The sequence below is a fragment of the Pseudomonas sp. LTGT-11-2Z genome, from assembly GCF_003691445.1.
GTDB lineage: Bacteria > Pseudomonadota > Gammaproteobacteria > Pseudomonadales > Pseudomonadaceae > Aquipseudomonas > Aquipseudomonas monteilii.
On sequence record NZ_CP033104.1, the window covers coordinates 5,563,747 to 5,586,582 of the forward strand.

The 22,836-nt window shown below is 64.4% G+C and carries 27 protein-coding genes and 1 riboswitch; of the genes, 13 read left to right on the forward strand and 14 right to left on the reverse strand.

From position 1 onward, the window contains the following. Nucleotides 1-80: 80 nt before the first annotated feature. Nucleotides 81-971, forward strand: a complete 891-nt coding sequence (locus D8767_RS26260) for an alpha/beta hydrolase (RefSeq protein ID WP_016715365.1) — start codon at nt 81-83, stop codon at nt 969-971. 38 nt (nt 972-1,009) lie between these two features. Here D8767_RS26260 and D8767_RS26265 read toward each other — a convergent pair whose 3' ends face one another. Continuing rightward, the gene (locus D8767_RS26265; RefSeq protein WP_016715364.1) at nt 1,010-1,996 is read right to left on the reverse strand and encodes a zeta toxin family protein; all 987 of its coding nucleotides are present in this window, start codon (nt 1,994-1,996) and stop codon (nt 1,010-1,012) included. A 158-nt stretch (nt 1,997-2,154) separates the two neighbouring features. Further along, nucleotides 2,155-2,296: riboswitch (FMN riboswitch) on the forward strand. Between the two features lie 80 nt (nt 2,297-2,376). Here D8767_RS26265 and ribB point away from each other — a divergent pair. From ribB to D8767_RS26290, 5 genes are all read left to right on the forward strand, one after another. Next, entirely contained in the window at nt 2,377-3,027 is a 651-nt protein-coding gene (ribB, locus tag D8767_RS26270) for a 3,4-dihydroxy-2-butanone-4-phosphate synthase (protein ID WP_016715363.1), read from the forward strand. A 135-nt stretch (nt 3,028-3,162) separates the two neighbouring features. Continuing rightward, nucleotides 3,163-3,405, forward strand: coding sequence for an exodeoxyribonuclease VII small subunit (locus tag D8767_RS26275; protein WP_003255380.1), 243 nt, complete (start codon nt 3,163-3,165; stop codon nt 3,403-3,405). Further along, complete coding sequence (ispA, locus tag D8767_RS26280) at nt 3,402-4,289, forward strand: (2E,6E)-farnesyl diphosphate synthase (protein ID WP_016715362.1); 888 nt, start codon at nt 3,402-3,404, stop codon at nt 4,287-4,289. Before D8767_RS26275 ends, ispA begins: the two co-directional genes overlap by 4 nt. A 105-nt stretch (nt 4,290-4,394) precedes the next feature. Then, a complete protein-coding gene (gene dxs / locus D8767_RS26285; protein WP_016715361.1) occupies nt 4,395-6,290 on the forward strand; it encodes a 1-deoxy-D-xylulose-5-phosphate synthase in 1,896 nt (631 codons plus the stop codon). Nucleotides 6,291-6,394: 104 nt separating this feature from the next. After that, a complete protein-coding gene (locus D8767_RS26290) occupies nt 6,395-8,266 on the forward strand; it encodes a TonB-dependent receptor domain-containing protein (RefSeq protein ID WP_016715360.1) in 1,872 nt (623 codons plus the stop codon). Here D8767_RS26290 and D8767_RS26295 read toward each other — a convergent pair. The 12 genes from D8767_RS26295 to nrdR all read right to left on the reverse strand — a co-directional run bounded on the left by D8767_RS26295 (nt 8,244) and on the right by nrdR (nt 16,961). Then, nucleotides 8,244-9,056, reverse strand: a complete 813-nt coding sequence (locus D8767_RS26295) for a cobalamin-binding protein (RefSeq protein ID WP_016715359.1) — start codon at nt 9,054-9,056, stop codon at nt 8,244-8,246. The two genes, D8767_RS26290 and D8767_RS26295, sit on opposite strands and share 23 nt — an antisense overlap. Beyond that, entirely contained in the window at nt 9,056-9,475 is a 420-nt protein-coding gene (locus tag D8767_RS26300) for a hypothetical protein (RefSeq protein ID WP_016715358.1), read from the reverse strand. Before D8767_RS26300 ends, D8767_RS26295 begins: the two co-directional genes overlap by 1 nt. Beyond that, nucleotides 9,472-10,089, reverse strand: a complete 618-nt coding sequence (gene ribA / locus D8767_RS26305; RefSeq protein WP_012270291.1) for a GTP cyclohydrolase II — start codon at nt 10,087-10,089, stop codon at nt 9,472-9,474. The genes D8767_RS26300 and ribA overlap by 4 nt, the downstream gene beginning before the upstream one ends. Nucleotides 10,090-10,232: 143 nt before the next feature. Continuing rightward, nucleotides 10,233-10,976 (reverse strand): ABC transporter substrate-binding protein, encoded by a 744-nt coding sequence (locus tag D8767_RS26310; protein WP_016715357.1) that lies wholly within the window; start codon nt 10,974-10,976, stop codon nt 10,233-10,235. Nucleotides 10,977-10,992: 16 nt separating this feature from the next. Further along, on the reverse strand, nt 10,993-11,496 hold the full coding sequence (locus D8767_RS26315) for a phosphatidylglycerophosphatase A (RefSeq protein ID WP_003255391.1): 504 nt from the start codon (nt 11,494-11,496) through the stop codon (nt 10,993-10,995). Continuing rightward, nucleotides 11,493-12,461 carry a thiamine-phosphate kinase gene (gene thiL, locus D8767_RS26320; RefSeq protein WP_016715356.1) on the reverse strand — a complete coding sequence of 323 codons (969 nt, stop codon included), beginning with the start codon at nt 12,459-12,461 and terminating at the stop codon, nt 11,493-11,495. Before thiL ends, D8767_RS26315 begins: the two co-directional genes overlap by 4 nt. 18 nt (nt 12,462-12,479) lie before the next feature. Continuing rightward, complete coding sequence (nusB, locus tag D8767_RS26325) at nt 12,480-12,980, reverse strand: transcription antitermination factor NusB (protein ID WP_003255393.1); 501 nt, start codon at nt 12,978-12,980, stop codon at nt 12,480-12,482. Beyond that, the gene (ribE, locus tag D8767_RS26330; RefSeq protein WP_003255395.1) at nt 12,977-13,453 is read right to left on the reverse strand and encodes a 6,7-dimethyl-8-ribityllumazine synthase; all 477 of its coding nucleotides are present in this window, start codon (nt 13,451-13,453) and stop codon (nt 12,977-12,979) included. The genes nusB and ribE overlap by 4 nt, the downstream gene beginning before the upstream one ends. Before the next feature lie 92 nt (nt 13,454-13,545). Continuing rightward, entirely contained in the window at nt 13,546-14,637 is a 1,092-nt protein-coding gene (gene ribBA / locus D8767_RS26335) for a bifunctional 3,4-dihydroxy-2-butanone-4-phosphate synthase/GTP cyclohydrolase II (protein ID WP_016484697.1), read from the reverse strand. Nucleotides 14,638-14,655: 18 nt separating this feature from the next. Further along, nucleotides 14,656-15,321: a riboflavin synthase gene (locus tag D8767_RS26340; RefSeq protein ID WP_003255399.1), complete on the reverse strand. Its 666-nt coding sequence runs from the start codon at nt 15,319-15,321 to the stop codon at nt 14,656-14,658. 42 nt (nt 15,322-15,363) lie between these two features. Next, the gene (ribD, locus tag D8767_RS26345) at nt 15,364-16,494 is read right to left on the reverse strand and encodes a bifunctional diaminohydroxyphosphoribosylaminopyrimidine deaminase/5-amino-6-(5-phosphoribosylamino)uracil reductase RibD (protein ID WP_016715355.1); all 1,131 of its coding nucleotides are present in this window, start codon (nt 16,492-16,494) and stop codon (nt 15,364-15,366) included. Between the two features lie 2 nt (nt 16,495-16,496). Then, on the reverse strand, nt 16,497-16,961 hold the full coding sequence (gene nrdR, locus D8767_RS26350) for a transcriptional regulator NrdR (RefSeq protein ID WP_009685710.1): 465 nt from the start codon (nt 16,959-16,961) through the stop codon (nt 16,497-16,499). A gap of 106 nt (nt 16,962-17,067) precedes the next feature. Between nrdR and D8767_RS26355 the strand changes: the two genes are divergently transcribed. The 3 genes from D8767_RS26355 to trxA are packed head-to-tail and all read left to right on the forward strand — an operon-like array spanning nt 17,068 to nt 19,084. Continuing rightward, entirely contained in the window at nt 17,068-17,520 is a 453-nt protein-coding gene (locus tag D8767_RS26355) for a YbaY family lipoprotein (protein WP_016715353.1), read from the forward strand. Beyond that, nucleotides 17,521-18,180 (forward strand): methyltransferase, encoded by a 660-nt coding sequence (locus tag D8767_RS26360; protein ID WP_016715352.1) that lies wholly within the window; start codon nt 17,521-17,523, stop codon nt 18,178-18,180. It abuts the gene before it with no gap. A 31-nt stretch (nt 18,181-18,211) separates the two neighbouring features. Next, a complete protein-coding gene (trxA, locus tag D8767_RS26365) occupies nt 18,212-19,084 on the forward strand; it encodes a thioredoxin (protein ID WP_016715351.1) in 873 nt (290 codons plus the stop codon). A gap of 42 nt (nt 19,085-19,126) precedes the next feature. Here trxA and D8767_RS26370 read toward each other — a convergent pair whose 3' ends face one another. Then, on the reverse strand, nt 19,127-19,471 hold the full coding sequence (locus tag D8767_RS26370; protein WP_016715350.1) for a hypothetical protein: 345 nt from the start codon (nt 19,469-19,471) through the stop codon (nt 19,127-19,129). A gap of 130 nt (nt 19,472-19,601) precedes the next feature. Here D8767_RS26370 and D8767_RS26375 point away from each other — a divergent pair, with 130 nt between their 5' ends. From D8767_RS26375 to D8767_RS26390, 4 genes are all read left to right on the forward strand, one after another. After that, complete coding sequence (locus tag D8767_RS26375) at nt 19,602-20,177, forward strand: DUF2796 domain-containing protein (RefSeq protein ID WP_016715349.1); 576 nt, start codon at nt 19,602-19,604, stop codon at nt 20,175-20,177. Further along, nucleotides 20,178-20,888: an ABC transporter ATP-binding protein gene (locus D8767_RS26380; protein ID WP_016715348.1), complete on the forward strand. Its 711-nt coding sequence runs from the start codon at nt 20,178-20,180 to the stop codon at nt 20,886-20,888. Beyond that, nucleotides 20,888-22,153: an ABC transporter permease gene (locus D8767_RS26385; RefSeq protein WP_016715347.1), complete on the forward strand. Its 1,266-nt coding sequence runs from the start codon at nt 20,888-20,890 to the stop codon at nt 22,151-22,153. The genes D8767_RS26380 and D8767_RS26385 overlap by 1 nt, the downstream gene beginning before the upstream one ends. 63 nt (nt 22,154-22,216) lie before the next feature. Continuing rightward, nucleotides 22,217-22,729 (forward strand): DUF3299 domain-containing protein, encoded by a 513-nt coding sequence (locus D8767_RS26390; protein ID WP_028699117.1) that lies wholly within the window; start codon nt 22,217-22,219, stop codon nt 22,727-22,729. Nucleotides 22,730-22,836: the final 107 nt, after the last annotated feature.

A 22,836-nucleotide genomic window follows, 5' to 3' on the forward strand; every position in this document is an offset into this window, starting at 1 on the left:
CGCTTTACGCTCAATCAGGACTGATTATCATCTGGGCGCTCCAGCCTCGCGTTCCTCGCCAGGCCCTGACGAGACGCCTGATGAGCAAGATGACCCTGACACTGGCTTTGGCACTGGCCCTTGCGGCGCCTGTTGCCCTGGCACAGCCCGAGCGTAACCAGAAGATGGACACCTCGCTGCTGCAGCGCCAGGACCTGGCCTATCGCTTTACCCAGCTCGACCTGGACTCGGCCGATGGCCAACGCCATTACCGCTTGTGGGTCGGCAAACCAAACCGCCCGGCGCCCGCCTCGGGGTACCCGGTGCTGTGGATGCTCGATGGCAATGCCGCGATCGGGGCGCTGCAAAGCCAGCAACTGGACAAGCTCGCCGCCGGCCAGGCGCCTTTGCTGGTGGCCGTGGGTTACCAGACCGAACAACGTATCGAGCGGACCGGGCGTACGTATGACTACACCCCGGCGCTGCCTGGCCAGGCTGAGCAGCGTGACCCGCTGACCGGCGAGCCCAGTGGCGGTGTGGATGCGTTTCTTGATCTGCTGACCGAACGCATGCGGCCGATGGTGGCCGGGCTGGCCCCGATCGACGCGCAACAGCAGACGTTGTGGGGCCATTCCTATGGCGGCCTGGCCGTGCTGCATACGCTGTTCACCCGGCCCGGGGCGTTCAGTGACTATGCGGCGGCCAGCCCTTCGTTGTGGTGGCATGACGGGGCGATCGTGCAGGAGGCGCAGGGGCTTGAGCAGCGCTTGGGCAACAATTCTGCGCGGCTGCTACTGATGCGCGGCAGCGCAGAACCCTCGACCCCCCGGGCACAGCTTAAGGGCGATGTCGAGAAGCCCGCGCGCGAGCTGGCGGCGGACCTGGCCAAGGTAAAAGGCCTTCAGGTGCGCTTTGAACGGTTCGATGGGCTGGATCATGGGCAAATGCTGGGGGCTTCCTTGAACACGGTGATCGAGCAGCTGGCCAGATAACAGGTAATCCCGTTCCGGCCTGCTGCTCCGTCGCATCGTCAAGGATAGGTGTACTTGAGCACGTACTGGCTCAGTTCACGGAAGGCATCCCCGGAAATCCGGGCTACAAGGTCTGGTGTCCGGCCAAGTGTCTTGCAGCATGCCGCGACCATCTGCTGGCGCACCGGCTCATCGAGCATGCTGGCATGCACAACCTGGAAGAACTGAAGGTAAACGCCAGAACCACTGCCATCAGGGCTGCGCCGGATTTCAACAGGTGTGTCGTGGTAAGGCGCCCGGAAGAACGGCTGACCCTCGTAGTCCGGCTGTGGGGTCAGCACACCCTGGGCATCACACCGGCTGTGACACAGCACTTTGCTCTGCTGATCCGTCTCGAAGCCTCGTTCATGAAGCGTCACTTGCGACCCGGGGGCCTGTAGGCAGGCACTTTCGAATGCGTTCAGGATCTTCCGGGCATTCGCCTGGGAAGCCTGGATCTGCGACAACGCCACGAACCGCTCGATTTCGCCCTTGGCGACGCTTTTTACGCCCCGGTCGAGGGTTGCCCAGTGGCTGAATTCCTCTTTGCAGGCAATCATGTGAATCTCGAAGCGGTAACCTGCCTCTACGGCAGCAGGCGGGAAACCGGCGAACGCTTCGTCGTCCAGTGCCGATTCCATGATGATGTTGTAGCGGTTGGCGAAGGCATACTCGAAAACCTTGCCGCTCAGCTCTCTGACAAAGGCTTCGGTGTGTTCGTAAACATGCAACACACCGTGCTCGCTCATCTGTGCGTAGTGCGGGTGCAGTTTGCGGAACTCAGGCAAATAAAGCCGCACATGGTTCTCGTAGCGCTCGCTGGGCAGCAACTGCTTCTCCAGCAAGTAAGTCTTGCCCGACCCTTGCGCCCCCGCAACGATTAGCATGTTCGGGGTGGGGTCACTTTCAGGCCCGTCCGCCTCGCGTGCCTTGTCGAACAGCGTGTTGTCGAGCAGGGCAAAGGCATCAGTCACGTCGTTGGCAGTGAACGGGTAAAGCGTGGCCATATCTGCAATCCTCAAGTATCTGCCCCAAGCGGGCTGCCCGGCACTCTAGAAGTTGCGATGGCGTACCGTGTGGTAGATGGCTATGGCATCTCTGGCCAGCCCGCCGAAGGTCGTAGACGCGTGGGTTGCCAGTAGGGTGGCCATGTGCGTTATGCTTGGCCAGTCTTCAGGGCGGGGTGAAAGTCCCCACCGGCGGTAAATCGAAAGATGAGCCCGCGAGCGCCCCGGCCATGCCGGGGGTCAGCAGATCTGGTGCGACTCCAGAGCCGACGGTCATAGTCCGGATGAAAGAAGGCGTCAGGCAGGGGCCATCCGGGCGCCCTTGCGCGCGCATTTTGTTCGCCCCGAGACGTTCATCGATCATTCACGAGGAGCGTTTCATGTCCACCCTTCACCACCCGCAATTCCCCAATGTCTCCGCCGCCATCGCAGCCTTCCAGGCCGGGCGCCCGGTATTGCTGCTTGATGATGACGACCGCGAAGACGAAGCGGACATCATTGCGGCTGCCGAAAACATCACGCTGCAAACCATGGCCATGATGATCCGCGACTGCAGCGGCATCGTCTGCCTGTGCCTGGACGAAGCCACCGTTGACGAACTGCAACTGGCGCCGATGGTGCAGAACAACCAGGCCCGCCACGGCACCGGTTTCACCGTCACCATCGAAGCGGCAGAAGGCATCACCACCGGGGTTTCTGCCCAGGACCGCATCACCACCATTGGCGCGGCGTTGCGTTCCAGCGCCGAACAACGCCATATCGTCAGCCCAGGGCATGTGTTCCCGCTGCGCGCCCGCAATGGCGGGGTGTTGACCCGCCGTGGGCACACCGAAGGCTCGGTGGACCTGGCACGCCTGGCCGGCCTGCGCCCGGCAGCCGTGCTGTGCGAGCTGATGAACCCCGATGGCAGCATGGCCCGTGGCGAGCAGGTGGCGGTGTACGCGCGGCAGTACAACTTGCCGGTGCTGACCATCGAGGAGCTGGCGCGGTACCGGGAGGCGATGCTGGAGCGGGAAGCCGAGCCTGCCTGATAGGCCACCTTGGGGCCATTCGCGGGCACGCCCGCGAAAGGGCCCTTGAACTTGCCTCATTGCCCCGGAAGTTTGCTCCCCCCGCCCCGCTCTGCTAGTGTCGCGCCGTTCTGATATGCCACCGAGACAGTCGCCATGGCCCGCAAAAAAGCCTCCCTCGATTTCGAGCAATCCCTCGCAGACCTGCAAGCACTGGTCGAGCGCCTGGAGAACGGCGAGTTGTCGCTGGAAGAGTCGCTGGCCGCCTTCGAGCAAGGCATCGCCCTGACCCGTGATTGCCAGGGTGCCCTGGCCCAGGCCGAACAGAAGGTGCAAATTCTGCTGGAGCGCGATGGCGAGCTGGCTGCCCAGCCCTTCGACGCGGAGCCAGAAGCATGATCGGCACCTACCAGGCCAATTGCCAGGCACGCGTCGACGCAGCCCTCGAACCCCTGTTCGTCGCCCCGACCAAAGAGCTGGAACGCCTTTATGCCGCCATGCGCTACAGCGTGATGAACGGCGGCAAGCGTGTACGCCCATTGCTGGCCTATGCAGCCTGCGAAGCCCTGGGCGCCCCGGCCGAGCAAGCCAACGGCGCAGCCTGCGCGGTCGAACTGATTCACGCTTATTCGCTGGTGCATGACGACCTGCCGGCCATGGACGACGACGACCTGCGTCGCGGCCAGCCAACCACTCACAAAGCCTTCGATGAAGCCTGCGCCATCCTGGCTGGCGACGGCTTGCAGAGCCTGGCGTTCAGCGCCCTGCTCGACCCAGGCCTGAGCCCGCAGGCCGACAGCATTCGCCTGGCCATGGTGCAGGCCCTGGCCAAGGCCGCCGGGCCAGCCGGCATGGTCGGCGGCCAGGCCATCGACCTCGGTTCGGTGGGCCTGAAGCTGGACCAGCAAGCGCTGGAGTTCATGCACCGGCACAAGACCGGCGCACTGATCGAAGCCAGCGTGCGCCTTGGCGCATTGGCCAGTGCCCGTGCCGAACAGGCTCAGCTAGAGGCCCTGCAGACTTATGCACAGGCCATCGGCCTGGCGTTCCAGGTACAGGATGACATCCTCGACGTGGAAAGCGACACCGCCACCCTGGGCAAACGCCAGGGCGCTGACATAGCCCGTGACAAACCGACCTACCCGGCACTGCTGGGGCTGGAAGCGGCCAAGGCCTATGCGATCGAACTGCGCGACCAGGCGCTGGTCGCACTGGATGGGTTCGGCGAAAAGGCCGAGCCACTGCGGGCGTTGGCGCGGTACATCGTCGAACGCCGCAACTGATTTTCGGGGCCGCTGTGCGGCCCATGCGACACCCGTCTGAATGGGCAGCTTTTCCTACAATGGGGTAAACTGCCGCGTCTTCACACACCTATAACGACTCGCCTGATGCCCACGACGTTTCAAGAGATCCCCCGCGAACGCCCGGTCACGCCGTTGCTCGACCGCGCTGACACGCCTGCCGGCCTGCGCCGGCTGGCCGAAGCCGACCTGGAGACCCTGGCCGACGAACTGCGCCAGGAACTGCTCTACACCGTGGGTCAGACCGGTGGGCATTTTGGTGCCGGTCTGGGCGTGATCGAGCTGACCATCGCCCTGCACTACGTATTCGACACCCCGGACGACCGACTGGTGTGGGACGTGGGCCACCAGGCCTACCCGCACAAGATCCTTACCGGGCGCCGTAACCGCATGCTCAGCCTGCGCCAGAAAGACGGTATCGCCGCCTTCCCGCGCCGCAGCGAAAGCGAGTACGACACCTTTGGCGTCGGCCACTCCAGCACCTCGATCAGCGCCGCACTGGGCATGGCCATTGCCGCCCGCCTGCAAAACAGCGCACGCAAGTCGATTGCGGTGATCGGTGATGGCGCGCTGACCGCCGGTATGGCCTTCGAGGCGTTGAACCACGCCCAGGAAGTCAACGCCGACATGCTGGTGATCCTCAACGACAACGACATGTCGATTTCGCGCAATGTCGGTGGCCTGTCCAACTACCTGGCCAAGATTCTCTCCAGCCGCACCTACTCGAGCATGCGCGAAGGCAGCAAGAAAGTGCTGTCGCGCCTGCCCGGCGCTTGGGAAATCGCCCGTCGCACCGAGGAATATGCCAAGGGCATGCTGGCCCCCGGCACCCTGTTCGAAGAGCTGGGCTGGAACTACATCGGCCCGATCGACGGCCACGACCTGCCGACCATGATCGCCACCCTGCGCAACATGCGAGACCTGAAAGGCCCGCAGTTCCTGCATGTGGTGACCAAGAAGGGTAAAGGCTTCGCCCCGGCCGAGGTCGACCCGATCGGCTACCACGCCATCACCAAGCTGGAGCCAGCCGACAAGCCTGCCGCGCCGAAAAAAGCCAGCGGACCGAAATATTCCGCCGTGTTCGGCCAGTGGCTATGCGACATGGCCGCCGCCGACAACCGCCTGGTGGGTATTACCCCGGCGATGAAGGAAGGCTCGGATCTTGTAGCCTTCAGCGAGCGCTACCCGGAACGTTACTTCGACGTAGCGATTGCCGAGCAGCACGCCGTCACCTTGGCAGCCGGGATGGCCTGCGAGGGCAGCAAGCCGGTGGTGGCGATCTACTCCACCTTCTTGCAGCGCGCCTACGACCAGCTGATCCACGACGTGGCGGTGCAAAACCTCGACGTACTGTTCGCCATCGACCGCGCCGGCCTGGTTGGCGAAGACGGCCCGACTCACGCGGGCAGCTACGACTTGTCGTACCTGCGCTGCATCCCGGGCATGCTGGTGATGACCCCGAGCGACGAGAACGAGCTGCGCAAGATGCTCAGCACCGGCCACCTGTACAACGGCCCGGCGGCTGTTCGCTACCCGCGTGGCACCGGCCCGAATGCGCCGATCAGCGGCGACCTCGAACCGCTGGAGATCGGCAAGGGCGTGGTTCGTCGCCAAGGTGAGAACGTCGCTCTGCTGGTGTTCGGCGTTCAGCTGGCCGAGGCCATGCAAGTTGCCGGGCAGATCAACGCGACTGTGGTCGACATGCGTTTCGTCAAGCCGCTGGACGAAGCCTTGGTGCTGGAACTGGCTGGCAGCCATGAATTGCTGGTGACCATCGAAGAAAACGCCATCATGGGTGGCGCGGGCGCTGCGGTGGGTGAGTTCCTTGCCAACGAAGGGGTGGTCAAGCCGTTACTGCACCTTGGGCTGCCGGACATCTATGTCGAGCATGCCAAGCCTGCGCAAATGCTGGCTGAGTGTGGGCTGGATGCAGCCGGGATAGAGGCTTCAGTGAAAGCCCGCATGGCCAAGCTCGGCCTCTAGGGCCTATTCGCGGGCACGCCCGCTCCCACAGGTATATCACCGCCCTTAAGAGCAGTGGATTACCTGTGGGAGCGGGCGTGCCCGCGAATGCTATGGTGCAGAAAATGAGAAACCCAACCTTTGCCACCCTGCTTTGCCTCCCTCTCACGCTGCTGGCCGCCGAACGCGACGACGCCCTCAAGCTCCCCGACGTACTCATTAGCGCCAGCCGCCAAGTCGAATCACGCACAGCCACCAGCGCCGCCAACACCGTCTTCACCCGCACCGACATCGACCGCCTGCAACCCACCAGCGTCACCGACCTGCTCGCCCGCGCGCCCGGCGTACAAGTGGCCCCGACCGGTGGACGCGGCAGCCTGCCGGGCATCTTCATCCGCGGCACCAAGGCCGCCCAAAGCCTGGTGCTGGTCGATGGTATGCGCATCGCCAACGCCACCTCCGGCGACAGCGGCCTGCAGTTTCTAGACGTCGACCAGATCGAGCGTGTCGAAGTGCTGCGCGGCTCGCGCTCGGCGGTGTATGGCAGCGATGCCATTGGCGGGGTGATCCAGATCTTTACCCGCCGTAGTAATGGCCCCGGCCTGCAGCCGCGCCTGCGCCTGGCCGCTGGCAGCAACCAGACATTCCAACGCAGCCTGGGGCTTTCTGGCGGCAACGATGCGACCCGCTTCAACCTGGGCGCCAGCCTGGATGAAACTGCCGGCATCGACTCGACCGGGCCGTCTTTCACCAGCGATGGTGACCACGATGCCTACCGCAACAAGTCGCTGAACCTGAGCCTGAGCCACACTTTTGACGAGCGTTTCGAGGCCGGCCTGAACCTGCTCGATAGCCGCGGCCGTAGCGAGTACGACAACCCGTTCGGCGGTTTCGACCCGGTCACCTTTGAAAGCTTCGGGCAAAAGCCCTACACCGATTTCAGCGTCAGCAGCCTGGGCAGTTACTTCGATGCCCAGCTTACCGAAACCTGGCATTCGCGGCTGGAACTGGCCCACAGCGAAAACCGTGACGACAAGCGCGACAAGCTCAGCGCCGAACGCTTTGTGTTCAACACCTACCGGGACCAGGTCACCTGGCAGAACGACCTTGCGCTGGGCGAGCAACACAGCCTGCTGCTCGGCGGCGACTGGTACGAAGACCGCGTGCACGCCAGCACCGATTTCACCGAGGACAGCCGCTGGAACCGTGCCGTCTTCCTACAGCACCGTTACCGGGGCGAGCAGTTTTCCACCGAAGTGGGCGTGCGCCATGACCGTAACCAGCAGTTCGGCGGCCAGACCACCTGGAGCGGCAGCCTGACCGTACCGTTGAATGCGCAGAACGACGTGCTGCTGTCCTACAGCGAAGGCTTTCGGGCGCCAACCTTCAATGACCTGTATTACCCTCAGTTCAGCAACCCGGACCTGGACCCCGAACATTCCAGAAGCTACGAGCTGCAATGGCGCAGCCAGCTGACAACAGACAGCCGCCTGGAAGCCTCGCTGTACCGCACTGATTTGCGCGATGCGATCGTGTTCGGCCAGGACTCGATACCGCGCAACGTCGCCTCGGCGCGCATCAACGGCTTCGAAATGGCCTTGGCGCAACAATGGGGGGCGTGGCGCAGCCAGCTGGGCCTGGCACTGATCGACCCACGTGACCGCGACAGTGGCCACACCCTCGCCCGCCGTGCCCGCCGCACACTGAGCCTGGACCTGGACCGTGAACTGGGCCGTTTCAGCGTGGGGGCAAGCTGGCAAGCGGTCAGCAGCAGCTATGACGATGAAGCCAACCGCAACCGCATCGGCGGCTATGGCCTGCTCGGTTTGCGCGGTAGCTGGGCAGCCACGGATGAAGTGAAACTGGAAGCAAAGCTGGATAACCTGCTGGACCGCGCCTACAACCGTGCCCTTTATAGCTATGAAGGCGCCTACCACCCGTACCGCGAAGAGGGCCGCACACTGCTGTTCAGCGTTACCTGGACGCCGGCGCTTTAGCCGCGAGCAACGCGCACAAGCGGGCGGTGGCTTCGATCATCTGCCCGCTGGGCCGCTCTAGCCCCTTGTCGGGCACCACCAGCAGGCGGCCATCGGCAACCGCACGCAGTTGCGGCCAGGCCTTCCAGCTCGCCAGCTGTACTTGATCGCCCGCCAGGATGACCTGCGGATTACGCAGCAGTACAGACTCCACGTTCACCTGCGGCGCTGGCTGACTGAGGTCGGCGAACACATTGCGCGCCCCGCACACGGCCAAGGCGTCGCTGACCACCTGCCGGCCACCCAAGGTGTACAACGGCCGATCCCACACTTGATAGAACACCTGCAAGGGCTCGTCTCGCCGGTACTGCTGGCGCAACTGCTGCAGCCGATTGCGCAGGGTTTGAGCGTACGCATGGCCTTGCTCGGCACGCCCGATGCGCCCGGCAATGGCCTCGATCTGTTCAATCAGTTGCTCGATGTCATGGGGTTCGGCACTGAAAGTGGCAATGCCCAGGCGCTTGAGCTGGTCGCGCTGGGCGGGCGGCACGCTGCCAGGCCACAGCAGCAACAGGTCGGGGCGCAGGCTGAGCAGGCGCTCCATGTCCAGTTGCCCTTGGCGCCCGACCGAGGGCAGGTCGCGCAGCGCCGCCGGCCGTTCGCCACCGTCGAGCACACCCACCAGCAGGTCGTCGGCCTGCAGCTCGAGCATGATTTCGGTCATCGACGGTGCCAGACTGACGACCCGCATGGGTTCAGCGGCCAGTGCGGTGCAGGCAACCAGCACCAGAAGGCCAGCCAGCAGACGCATTAACCGAGCTGCCGCGGAATGCGATAGAGGTACAGCACCACCACGGTGGACAGCGCCAGCAGGATCTGCGGCACCGCTTCGAGGCCGACCAGCACCGACAGCGCGGCAACCCAGGCCGGGAAGCAGGCGTACAGCATGGCCATGCGCCGAACCCGCGCCAGTTCGATCCAGGCGGCGGGCTCTTCGCCCGTGCCAAGTACCTTGGAAGTGGCGATCAGCGCACGCTTGTAAGCCCCGAAACGCGGCAGGCTGAGGAACATGGTCGCCGCGCCAGCAATGAACAGTGGCATGGCCAGCACCGGGATCAGTGCGTCACCGCCACCAAAGGCCCAGGCCATCACCGGCAGCGGCACCAGGCCCACTGCCAGGTACTGCCACCAGGCCAGCGCCAGGCGCTGCTTGACCTCGGCGCGGGTCACGCCTGGGGCGCCTCGCCCTGGTGTTCGTTGCCCAGCATGTGGCCCAGTTTGCCGGCCTTGGTCGCCAGGTAGTAGCGGTTGTGTGGGTTGTGGCCGGTGTGCAGCGGCACACGCTCGGCAACCACGATGTTCATGTCGGTCAGGGCTTTGACCTTGCGCGGGTTATTGGTCATCAGGCGCAGCGACTTCACGCCCAGGTGTTCCAGCATCGGCAGGCACATGGCGTAGTCACGCTGGTCGGCGGCAAAGCCCAGGCGCTCGTTGGCTTCGACGGTGTCGGCGCCGCCATCTTGCAGCTCGTAGGCGCGGATCTTGTTCAGCAGGCCAATGCCACGGCCTTCCTGGCGCAGGTACAGCAGCACGCCACGGCCTTCACGGGCGATGGCCTGCAGTGCGGCTTCCAGCTGCGAACCACAGTCGCAACGCTGGCTGAACAGGGCATCGCCGGTCAGGCACTCGGAGTGCAGGCGCCCCAGCACCGGCTGGCCGTCCGCGATGTCACCCAGGCTGAGCACTACATGCTCACGGCCAGTGGCTTCGTCGAGAAAGCCATGCATGGTGAAGGTCGCGAAGGGAGTCGGGAGTTTAGAGGCGGCAACAAAGACGACGGGCACGTTGTGCTCCTGGAATAAGTTGAAAATTTCTCGTGGGCCGATTGTATCAGCCAGTTGCAGGCTGTGGGCGGGCTGAATACGGTGGGTTAAGATCGAAAAGTTCGATGCTTAGCAGCGATGATGGGGCCAAAAGCGCCCCTCTCTCAATGGGGGCGACTGTCCGCAGTGAACGGATAGGGCTGCTTCCAATGTTCGAAAATCGGCTTCAGCTCGCCACTGCGCACCAATTCGGCCATGCGCTTGTCGAACAGGTTGCGCAGGGCCTTGGCCTGGTCGCTTCGGGCAAAAGCCAGGTACAGCGGAAGTTCGGCCACATGGGTACGACGGAAGCGCTCAGGCTGCGAAGACTGGCTCAGCACATAATCGACTTCAGTCTGTGCATCGATGTAGAAGTCCACACGGTCATGCTCGAGCATCGGCAAGATGCCTTCGCGGCGCTGAATCTCACGAAACTCATGCACATCCGGCAGGTAGCTGCCGTAGTCATAGCCTCGTACCCAGGCCAGGCGGTATTTGCCAACGTTCTCTGGAGTCGGAACAGGCTTGCTGGCCAGCCCCAGGGCGTAGATATGGTCCATGTCGAAGTGCCAGCGCGGGTACAGGTTGTCGTCGTTCTCGTCCTTGTACGAGCCGACCCAGGCATCGGCTTCGCCGCGTTTGACCAGCCCGACCGCCCGGCTGTAGGGCGCGCTCTGGGTCACCACCTTGACCCCGGCCGGCTCGAACACCTTGCGCAGCACGTCCCAGGCGATCCCGCTACCGTCGGCGTTGGTGTAATCAAGCCACTCCTCGCTGACCAAGTGGATCTGCTTCGGCACACCGTCAGCAGCGTTCACCCACGGGGCGACACTCAGCAGCATTGCCAGCAGCACAGTCCTTATGGCCATTCACATGCTCCCTGTTTCAGGCAACCGCCCACACCAGAACCTGCATGCCCAGCCACGCGAACACACCGGCCAGGATATCGTCGAGCATGATGCCGACGCCCCCGTGCACATGGCGGTCGATCCAGCGGATCGGCCACGGCTTGAGGATGTCGAAGAAGCGGAACATCAGAAACCCTGCCAGCAGCCACTGCCAGCCTTCCGGCACCAGCCAGAGGGTGATCCACATGCCGACAATCTCATCCCAGACAATGCCTTCATGGTCGTGTACGCGCAAGTCATTGGCGACTTTGCCGCACAACCAGAAGCCAAACAGCATGCTCACGCCGAGCAGCAGCCAGTACCCCCAGTCGGGCAGCATCTGCCACAACGGGATGAACGGTATGGCCACCAGCGAACCCCAGGTGCCCGGGGCCTTGGGCAAGGTGCCGGACCCGAAGCCGAAAGCGATGAAGTGCCACGGGTTGCGCCAGACCGAAGGCGGAACGAACTCCGCAGGCACCTGGTTGGGGTGATCGGTCACGGTGTCTCCCTAAAGTGTTGATAGCCCCGCTGAACGGGGGTGATGTCCCGGCCCTGCGCGTCGCGCAAGGTTACACCCTGCCCTTCGAGCACGCGGCCAATGGTGTGCACCTCGACGAAACCGAGGTTGGCCAAGGGCGGCAGCGCCTCAGGTGGCAGCGTGAAGGCGAGCACGTAATCGTCGCCACCCGCAAGCGCAGCCTGCACTGCCGCCTCGCGGCCGAGGAACGCCTCTACAGCAGGAGACACTGGCACCTGGGCCAGGTTCACCTCCAGCGCCACGCCGGACGCCTTGGCGATATGCCCACAATCTGCGAGCAGGCCATCGGAGATGTCCAGGGCAGCGGTAGCCTGGCCGCGCAGGAGCGTGCCCAGGGTGAGCTGCGGCATCGGCGACCAGTAATGGGCAAGCAGCGGCTCAGCCAGCTCGGCGGGTGCCTCGCGCTCACCCAGCACCAGCGGCAATGCACCGGCGGCCTTGCCCAGCACACCGCCGACGCACAGCAAGTCGCCTGGCCGTGCACCGCTGCGGCGCAACGCCTGGCCAGCCGGCACGCGGCCGAACACGGTAACGGTGATGCTCAGCGGCCCCCGGGTGGTATCCCCCCCGATCAGGCTCATGCGGCAGCGATGGGCCATGCGGCTTAGGCCGTCCGCATAGGCGGCCAGCCAGTCTGGGCCAACATCCGGCAGGGTCAGGGCGAGGGTGAAGCCGATTGCGGTCGCGCCCATGGCCGCCAGGTCACTGGCCGCCACGGCCAACGAGCGCTGGCCCAGCAGAAGCGGATCGCAGACCGCAGGAAAGTGCACCCCGGCGACCAGGGTATCGGTCGACACCGCCAGTTGCTCGCCTGGGGGAAGCTGCAGCAGGGCGCAGTCGTCACCGATCCCCAGTGCCACGCCCTCGCCGCCCTGCGCACAGGGCGCGGCGGCGAAGTAATGGTTGATCAGCTCGAACTCACCCATGGGCAGGCAGCGCCGGAATCAGCGCTTGTTCGCCTTGACTTCTGCTTCACGCAGGGCCGGAGCGAGCTTGTCCAGCACGCCGTTGACGAACTTGTGGCCATCGGTGGCACCGAAGACCTTGGCCAGCTCGACACCTTCGTTGATCACGACGCGGTAAGGCACATCGACGCGCTTGATCAGTTCCCAGGTGGACAGACGCAGCACGGCCAGTTCGACCGGGTCGAGCTCTTCCAGTGCGATAGTCATGCAAGGCACCAGCGCCTTGTCGATTTCGCCCTTGATTGCCGGGACCCCATGCAGGATCTCGCGGAAATAGGCACCGTCGACATCGGTGAAATCGTTATCCACCCGGAACTGCGCTTCGATCTCGTTCAGCGAATGCTGGGCCATGTGCCACTGGTAGAGGGCCTGGGTCGCGAGCTTGCGGGCTTCGCGGCGCTTGGCGCTCTTCGAGGGTTTGCCGGCATCCGCAGGTTTTGGATCGCGCGGGTTGAAACGATCGCTTTCGTCGCTAATCACTTGGCCTCCAACTGCGCCAGCAGGCTGACCATTTCCAGAGCGGACAGGGCAGCTTCAGCACCTTTGTTGCCGGCCTTGGTGCCGGAACGCTCGATGGCTTGCTCGATGGAGTCGACGGTCAGTACGCCGAAGGCCACCGGAACACCGAACTCCATGGACACCTGGGCCAGGCCCTTGGTGCATTCGCCCGCCACGTATTCGAAGTGCGGGGTACCACCACGGATCACGGCGCCCAGGGCAATGATCGCGTCGTAGGCGCCTTGCTGGGCGACCTTCTGTGCCACCAGCGGGATTTCGAATGCACCCGGGGCACGGATGATGGTGATGTCGCTTTCGCTGACACCGTGGCGTACCAGGGCATCAACGGCACCGCTTACCAGGCTTTCGACGACGAAGCTGTTGAAGCGGCCAACCACCAAAGCATAGCGACCTTTGGGGGCGATGAAGGTACCTTCGATGGTCTTCAGGGTCATTCCGATATTCTCATCTTCAAGAGCGAGGCCGCATGCTGGCGGCCTCGACAGGGGTATGGACTCGAGCTGGAGGGCGTCACTGCCGCCTCAAGTCACTCGGAGGGCACGTATTCTACAACTTCCAGATCGAATCCGGATATCGCATTGAACTTCATCGGCGAACTCATCAGGCGCATCTTGCGCACACCGAGGTCCCGCAGGATCTGCGAACCGGCACCCACGGTGCTGTAGGTGGTCGGTGCCTTGGCCGGCGCATCGCCCGCACTTTCGCGGATGTGCGCCAGCAGCACGTCGCCGTCCAGCGGGTGGCCCAGCAGCAGCACCACGCCGCTGCCGGCCTCGGCCACGGCAGCCATGGCCGCACGCAGGCTCCAGCGGCCCGGCTGCTTGACCAGCAGCAGGTCGCGCAGCGGGTCCATGTTGTGCACGCGCACCAGGGTCGGCTCTTCAGCGCAGATCTTGCCCAGGGTCAGGGCCATGTGCACGTCGCCTTCCACCGCGTCGCGGTAGGTGACCAGGTTGAACTCACCCAGCTCGCTTTCCACCGGCTGTTCGGAAACGCGCTGCACAGTGCGTTCGTGGATCATGCGGTAGTGAATGAGGTCGGCGATGGTGCCGATCTTCAGGCCGTGCTCGGCGGCGAACACTTCCAGTTCCGCGCGGCGCGACATGGTGCCGTCGTCGTTCATCACTTCGCAGATGACGCCGCTTGGCTCGAAACCGGCCATGCGCGCCAGGTCGCAGGCGGCTTCGGTGTGGCCGGCGCGGGCCAGGGTACCGCCAGGCTGGGCCATCAACGGGAAGATGTGGCCTGGGCTGACAATGTCTTCGGCCTTGGCATCCTTGGCGGCGGCAGCCTGCACGGTGCGGGCGCGGTCAGCGGCGGAAATGCCGGTGGTGACGCCTTCGGCGGCTTCGATCGACACGGTGAACTTGGTGCCGAAGCCCGAGCCGTTGCGCGGCGCCATCAGCGGCAGCTTCAGCGTTTCGCAACGCTCGCGGGTCATCGGCATGCAGATCAGGCCACGGGCGTGCTTGGCCATGAAGTTGATGTGCTCGGGCAGGCAGCACTCGGCTGCCATGATGATGTCGCCTTCGTTTTCGCGGTCTTCGTCATCCATGAGGATGACCATTTTGCCCTGGCGGATGTCTTCGACCAGTTCTTCGATGCTGTTGAGCGCCACGCGGCACCCCCTTCTCAATCAGGATTTCAAGAAGCCGTTGGCGGCCAGGAAGCTTTCGGTAATGCCACTGCCCTTGCTCGGTTCAGCGGCCTTGTCACCCAGCAGCAAGCGCTCCAGGTAACGGGCCAGCAGGTCGACCTCAAGGTTTACCCGACGCCCTGCGCGGTAGTCGGCCATGATGGTTTCGGACAGGGTGTGCGGGACAATGGTCAGCTCGAACTCGGCGCCATTGACCTCATTGACCGTCAGGCTGGTGCCGTCGACGGTGATCGAACCCTTGTGGGCGATGTACTTGGCCAGTTCCTTGGGGGCACGCACGCGGAACTGGATGGCGCGGGCGTTATCGCTGCGCGAGATGATTTCACCAACACCGTCGACGTGGCCGCTGACCAGGTGCCCGCCCAGGCGGGTGGTGGGGGTCAGGGCCTTTTCCAGGTTGACCTTGCTGCCACTCTTGAGGTCGATGAACGCGGTGCGCTTGAGGGTTTCGACGCTGACGTCGGCCCAGAAGCCGTCACCCGGCAGTTCGACAGCGGTCAGGCACACACCGTTGACGGCGATGCTGTCGCCGAGCTTGACGTCACCCAGGTCGAGCTTGCCGGTTTCGACGTAGACGCGCACGTCGCCACCCTTGGGGGTGAGGCTGCGGATGGTGCCGATGGATTCGATGATGCCGGTGAACATGGGGTCTTCCTCAAAAACGGTTTGCACGGGGCAAGCCCGGCATTATACGCCGGGCGCCGGCAGGGGGATGGCCGTGACCCGCCAGTCATCGCCCACTGCGCGCATTTCGGTAATTTTCAGCCGCGGTGCTTCGCTCATCTTGTCCAGCGGCCAGTCCAGCAACGGGCGGGCGTTGGAGCCGAGGATAGTGCCGGCGACGAACAGCTGGAACTCGTCGACCAGGCCTTGCCGGGCAAAAGCACCCACCAGGCCCGCACCGGCTTCCAGCAGGATTTCGTTGACGCCACGGGCCGCCAGGGCTTGCAGCAGCGCAGGCAGATCGACCTGGCCATTGTCACCCGGCAGGCTGAGCAACTCGTGGCCGGCAGCGGCATAGCGCGGGTCATCTGCGACAGCCGTCACCACCAGCACCGGGCCGGCCTGGAAGAACGGTGCATCCAGTGGCAGGCGCAATCGGCCATCGACCAGCACGCGCAGCGGTGTGCGGCTGAGCGCCAGGGCGGTGGTTTCGGGGTCCAGGCCCAACTCGTCACCGCGCACGGTCATGCGGGCGTTGTCGGCCAGCACACTGGCAGCGCTGGTCAGCACCACGCTGGAACGGGCGCGTAGGCGCTGCACTGCGGAACGGGCAGCCGGGCCGGTGATCCACTGGCTTTCGCCACTGGCCATGGCGGTGCGGCCATCCAGGCTCATGGCCAGCTTGGCGCGCACGAACGGCAGGCCATGTTCCATGCGCTTGAGAAAGCCCGGGTTGAGTGCGCGGGCATCGGCTTCGAGCACGCCGCTGGCCACTACGATACCCGCCTCGGCCAAACGCCGCAGGCCTTGCCCCGCCACTTGCGGGTTAGGGTCCTGCATGGCGGCCACCACACGCGCCACACCGGCCTTGACCAGCGCTTCGGCACAGGGCGGCGTGCGGCCATGGTGGCTGCACGGCTCCAGGGTGACGTAGGCGCAGGCACCACGGGCACGCTCACCGGCCTGGCGCAGGGCATGCACTTCGGCATGCGGCTCGCCGGCGCGCACGTGCCAGCCTTCGCCGACCACTTCGCCGTCGCGCACGATCACGCAGCCTACACGCGGGTTCGGGTGGGTGGTGTACAGGCCTTTGCGCGCCAGCTCCAGCGCGCGGGCCATGTAATGGGCGTCAAGGATGGCGGCTTGGCTGGGCATGTTCACTCTTTAGCTGGCTCACGGGCCAGGCGGTCGATTTCTTCGCGGAACTCGTCCAGGTCCTGGAAGCGCCGGTACACCGAGGCAAAGCGGATGTAGGCCACTTCGTCGAGCTTGCGCAGCTCGGCCATGACCATTTCACCCACCACCAGCGATTTCACCTCGCGCTCGCCAGTGGCGCGCAGCCGGCTCTTGATGTGCGCCAGGGCCGCTTCCAGGCGCTCGACGCTGACCGGGCGCTTCTCCAGGGCCCGTTGCATGCCGGCACGCAGCTTGTCTTCGTCGAAGGGCTGGCGTGTGCCGTCCTGCTTGATCAGCCGGGGCAGCACCAGCTCGGCGGTTTCGAAGGTGGTGAAACGCTCGCCACAGGCCACGCATTCGCGGCGGCGGCGCACCTGCTCGCCCTCGGCGACGAGGCGAGAGTCGATGACCTTGGTGTCGTTGGCACCGCAAAAGGGACAGTGCATGGTGGCAGGCAACAAAAAAAGGGAGGGCCATGGTAGCGCATTGCACTGGCAAGACAAGCCAAAGGGGTTAACATCCATGGGAATTCTGCCCGCGAAGGACTACCCCATGCATTACCGAGCGCTCGTCGTGCTGTGCTGCGCCGCCCTGCTCGCCGCTTGCGGCAGCGACAGGCCCAAAACCGATACACCTGCGGCGCCCACGCCAGCCCGCGCGGCCAAACAGGCCGAAGTACTCGGCCCGTTGCCGGCCTACCAGCGCGAACTGAGTGGCACCTTGCTGGAAATCCCGGCCGGTGCCGACGTGGAGCTTGCCTTGCTGGTCATCGACGAACGCGACCGCCCGCAACGCCTGCTGGCCAGCAGTAACCTGACCGGTACCGGCCAGGCCCTGCCCTACCACCTGCGCTTCAACCCCGAGGCCTTCCCGGCCGGTGCGCGGGTCGAGCTGCGTGGCCGGGCCAGCAGCTCCGGCCAGCTGATCATGCACCTGCCACCGGTGCGCATTACCCAAGCCCAGACACAGGGCACCGGCCCGCTGCGTTTCGAGAAGGCGCCGTAAGTGGCTCCGCTGGCCCTGCAACAGGCCCTCAGTGGCCTGATCGGCGAAGCGCGTCTGGTGGTCAGCGAGCTACCCGGCTGCGACCTGAAGCTGTGGCTGATCGACGACCAGAACATGGACCGCGCCTTCAGCAGCGAAGAAACCCGGCGCATTCTTGAAGAGCCGCCCTACTGGAGCTTTTGCTGGGCCAGCGGCCTGGCCATGGCCCGCTACCTGGCCGAACGCCCTGAATGGGTGGCAGGCAAGCGCGTGCTGGACTTTGGCGCCGGCTCCGGAGTCGCCGGCATTGCCGCCGCACGCGCGGGTGCGCGGGAAGTGGTGGCCTGCGACCTCGACCCGCTGGCCCTCGATGCCTGCCGCGCCAATGCCGCGCTGAACGGGGTTGAGCTGAACTACAGCAGCGACTTCTTTGCCGAAGACGACCGTTTCGACCTGATCCTGGTTGCCGATGTGTTGTACGACCGCGCCAACCTGCCGCTGCTGGATGCCTTCCTCTGTCGCGGCCGCCAGGCGTTGGTGGCCGACTCGCGGGTACGCGACTTCAGCCACCCGCTGTACCAGCAGTTGGGCGTGCTCGAAGCGCTGACCCTGCCAGACCTGGCCGAGCCACACGAATTCCGCAGGGTCAGCCTGTACCACGCCAGCCGCGACACCTTATAGTGGTGCCATACACGAGTTTGCGAGAGTCGCGATGACCCAAGACACGCCTTACATTTTCGACGCTACAGATGCCACCTTCCAGCAACTGGTGATCGAGAACTCCTTCCACAAGCCGGTGCTGGTGGACTTCTGGGCCGAGTGGTGTGCGCCGTGCAAGGCGCTGATGCCATTGCTGGCCAAGATCGCCGAGGGTTACCAAGGCGAGTTGCTGCTGGCCAAGATCAACTGCGACGTGGAGCAACAGGTGGTTGCCCAGTTCGGCATCCGCAGCCTGCCGACCGTGGTGCTGTTCAAGGACGGCCAGCCGGTTGACGGCTTTGCCGGTGCCCAGCCGGAATCAGCGATTCGCGCCATGCTCGAACCGCATGTGCAGATGCCTGCCGCACCTGCAGCTTCGCCACTGGAACAGGCCAAGGCGCTGTTCGCCGAAAGCCGCTTTGCCGAAGCCGAAGCGCTGTTGCAGGCGCTGCTGGGTGAGGACAACAGCAATGCCGAGGCGCTGATCCTGTACGCCCGCTGCCTGGCCGAGCGTGGTGAGCTGGGCGAGGCCCAAGTGGTGCTGGATGCGGTCAAGACTGATGAGCACAAGGCTGCACTGGCCGGTGCCAAGGCCCAGCTGACCTTCCTGCGCCAGGCAGCCAGCCTGCCAGAAGTGGCGGACCTGAAAAGCCGCCTGGCACAGAACCCACAGGATGACGAAGCGGCTTATCAGCTGAGCATTCAGCAGCTGGCGCGTCAGCAGTATGAGGCGGCGCTGGAGGGGTTGCTGAAGCTGTTCCAGCGTAACCGTGGCTATGAGAACGGGCTGCCGCAGAAGGCGTTGCTGCAGGTGTTCGAGTTGCTCGGCGGCGATCACCCGCTGGTTGGCGTGTATCGCCGCAAGCTGTCGGCGGCGATGTTCTGAGAATGCCGGGGGCCGCTTTGCGGCCCCAAAATTCTGACCCTTTTACCCCACCCAGTGATAAACCGGCGCATCCACGCCACTTTCCACTTTCACTTCACTGCTGTGCCGCAAGCGCACCAGCAGCCGCTTGCCCGCCGCCGCACTCCCCGCCAGTCCCTCCAGCCTGTCCAACAATTCCGGCCCGCTCATCTGCCCCGCCAGGCGCAACACCTCACGTGCGGCAGTCCATTGCCCATCATCCTGTCTCGATGCCGCCACGGTTTGCGTTGCTGCGGCCTGCGCCACCACTGGCACCTCAACCTGCCGCCCCAACTGCGCCCACTCCTCAGGCGCCAACTCGATGGTCAGGTCCACCGGCCAGTTACCAATCTGTCCACGAATTCTCATGATGCATTCCTTGAACCCAGGTCAATGCACCCATGCTACCGCAACATGAAACCTGCGCCACGCAGGCTGGCGGCGCGCAGAAAAGTTGTTATAACATAACCCATTCCTTCAGCCCGCCCCGGAGCCGTCCATGCGTCGCCTGCTGCTTGCCCTGCCCTTCGCCTTGCTGCCACTGGCCGTGGCCCATGCCCACGATGACCATGATCACGACCCCGCCCATGGCACCCTCGGCGCCCACGAGCATGGCGTCGCCAAGCTCAACGCCGTGCTCGATGGCAATACCCTGGAGCTGGAACTGGACAGCCCGGCAATGAACCTGGTCGGCTTCGAACATGCCGCCAACAGCGATGCCGACAAGGCCAAGGTCGCCGCCGTGCGCCAGCAGCTCGAACAACCCCTGAAGCTGTTCGGCCTTTCTGCTGCCGCTGGCTGCAAAGAGGATCAGCAAGAACTGGAAAGCCCGCTGTTCGGTGACGCCCCGAAAGCCGACGAAGATGGCGACGAACATGAGCACGGCCACCAGCACAGCGACATCGGCGCCCACTACCAGCTGACCTGCGCCAACCCCGACAAACTGGCGCAAGTGGACCTCGCGCCGCTGTTCAAGGCCTTCCCGGCCACTCAGAAGATCAACGTGCAACTGATCGGCCCGAATGGCCAGAAAGGTGTGGAAGCCACGCCGGCCAAGGCAGCGGTCGCTTTCTGAATGAGCCAGTCGCTGATCGAACTGCACGACCTGGTATACGCCTGGCCAGGTCAGCCGCCGCTGCTGGATATTCCGGCCTTCCACCTGGACACGGGTGAAGCCCTGTTCCTCAAAGGCCCCAGCGGCAGTGGCAAGACCACCTTGCTGGGCCTGCTGGGCGGCGTGAACGTACCGGCTCAGGGCCGCATCCAGTTGCTTGGCCAGGACCTTGGCAGCCTGGGCCAGGGTGCGCGTGACCGCTTCCGCGTCGACCACACGGGTTATATCTTCCAACAGTTCAACCTGCTGCCGTTCCTGTCGGTACGCGAAAACGTCGAACTGCCCTGCCGCTTCTCAAGCAGCCGCAAGGCCCGCGCCGAGCAGCGCCATGGCAGTGTCGACCAGGCAGCCAGCACGTTGCTGGCCCACCTGGGGCTGGATGACTCCGGCCTGCTCGCCCGCCGCGCCGACAGCCTGTCGATCGGCCAGCAACAACGGGTGGCCGCCGCCCGCGCACTGATCGGCCAGCCCGAGTTGGTGATCGCCGACGAACCGACCTCGGCGCTGGACGCCGATACCCGTGAAGCGTTCATCCGCCTGCTGTTCGAAGAATGCCGCGCCGCCGGTGCCAGCCTGCTGTTCGTCAGCCACGACCAGAGCCTGGCGCCACTGTTCGACCGCCACCTTTCCCTGGCCGACCTCAACCGCGCCGCCAAGCCCCGGGAGGCCTGATGTACCTGCTCCGCCTTGCCTTGGCCAGCCTGGCCAACCGCCGTTTCACCGCCTTCCTCACCGCGTTTGCCATCGCCCTGTCGGTGTGCCTGCTGCTGGCCGTGGAGCGCGTTCGCACCGAGGCCCGCGCCAGCTTCGCCAGCACCATCAGCGGTACCGACCTGATTGTCGGCGCCCGCTCCGGCTCGGTGAACCTGCTGCTGTATTCGGTATTCCGCATTGGCAACGCGACCAACAACATCCGCTGGGACAGCTTCCAGCACTATGCGCAGGACCCGCGGGTGAAGTGGGCGATCCCTATCTCGCTGGGCGACTCGCATCGCGGCTACCGGGTGATGGGCACCACGACGGATTACTTCGAGCATTACCAATACGGCCGCCGTCAGCACCTGGAATTGAGCCAGGGGCGTGAGTTCGCCAGCGACCCGTTCGAGGTGGTACTCGGTGCCGAAGTCGCCGAGGCATTGCACTACAAGCTGGGTGACAAGCTGGTGCTGGCCCATGGCGTGGCAGCGATCAGCCTGGTCAAGCATGACGACAAGCCGTTCACCGTGGTTGGCGTGCTCAAGCGCACCGGCACACCGGTCGACCGCACACTGCATATCAGCCTGGGCGGCATGGAGGCTATCCATATCGACTGGCACAACGGCGTACCGGCCCGTGGCGCCGGGCGCATCAGTGCAGAGCAGGCACGCACGATGGACCTGCAACCTGCCGCCATCACCGCGTTCATGCTGGGCCTGAACAACAAGATCGCGACGTTCAGCCTACAGCGGGAAATCAACGAATATCGCAGCGAGCCGCTGCTGGCGATCCTGCCTGGGGTGGCCCTGCAAGAGTTGTGGAGCCTGATGGGCACGGCGGAACAGGCGTTGTTCGTGGTGTCGCTGTTCGTGGTGCTGACTGGCCTGATCGGCATGCTCACGGCCATTCTCACCAGCCTCAACGAGCGCCGGCGAGAAATGGCAATCTTGCGGTCGGTCGGGGCCAGGCCGTGGCATATCGCGGGGCTGCTGGTGCTGGAGGCACTGTCACTGGCGGCGGTCGGGATCGTGGCCGGGCTGGGCCTGCTGTATGCGGGTATCGCCTTGGCACAAGGGTATGTGCAGGCCAACTATGGTTTGTATCTGCCACTGGCCCTGCCGAGTACCCATGAATGGACCTTGCTGGCTATCATCCTGGGGGCTGCGTTGCTGATGGGTAGCGTGCCGGCTTGGCGAGCCTACAGGCAGTCGCTGGCTGATGGCCTGTCCATTCATCTTTAAGAGCCTGCAATGATCAGAAACCTCATCGCCTGCTTCGCGGGCACGCCCGCGAAAAGGCCTGCAATGCTCATGTTGCTGGCCCTGCTATTGCTGATAGCGATGCCTCTGTGGGCCGCCGAACCCAAGGAGCTGGACTGGCCCGCCCTGATCCCCGAAGGCGCCCCGGTCATCCCGCCACAACTGGCGCCGCTGCATGACATGTCACAGCTCAGCAACGCCCTGTCTGCCGAGTCCGCCCCACCCGCGCGCCAGCAAGCCCCCGACGCGCCCGTGGTGAAAAGCCTTGACGGCCAGCAAATCAAACTGCCCGGCTACATCGTGCCGCTTGAGGTCAGCGAAGAAGGCCGCACCACCGAGTTCCTGCTGGTGCCGTACTACGGCGCGTGCATCCACGTGCCCCCGCCACCGTCAAACCAGATCGTGCATATTTTCAGCGAAATGGGCGTACGCGTCGAAGACCTCTACCAGCCCTACTGGATCGAGGGAAAGATGCAGGTTAGAGCCTCCAGCAGCGAACTGGCCGATGCCGGTTACCAGATGGAGGCCGAGAAAATCTACGCATATGAGCTGAGATGAGAACTGTTTCGAATTCATGAAGACGCTTCTTTGAGCTGGGTCAAACTTTCTGTTTAACCAGCTCCGTACCATTGGACTACTCGATTAATAACGTCCTTTGGGAGCTT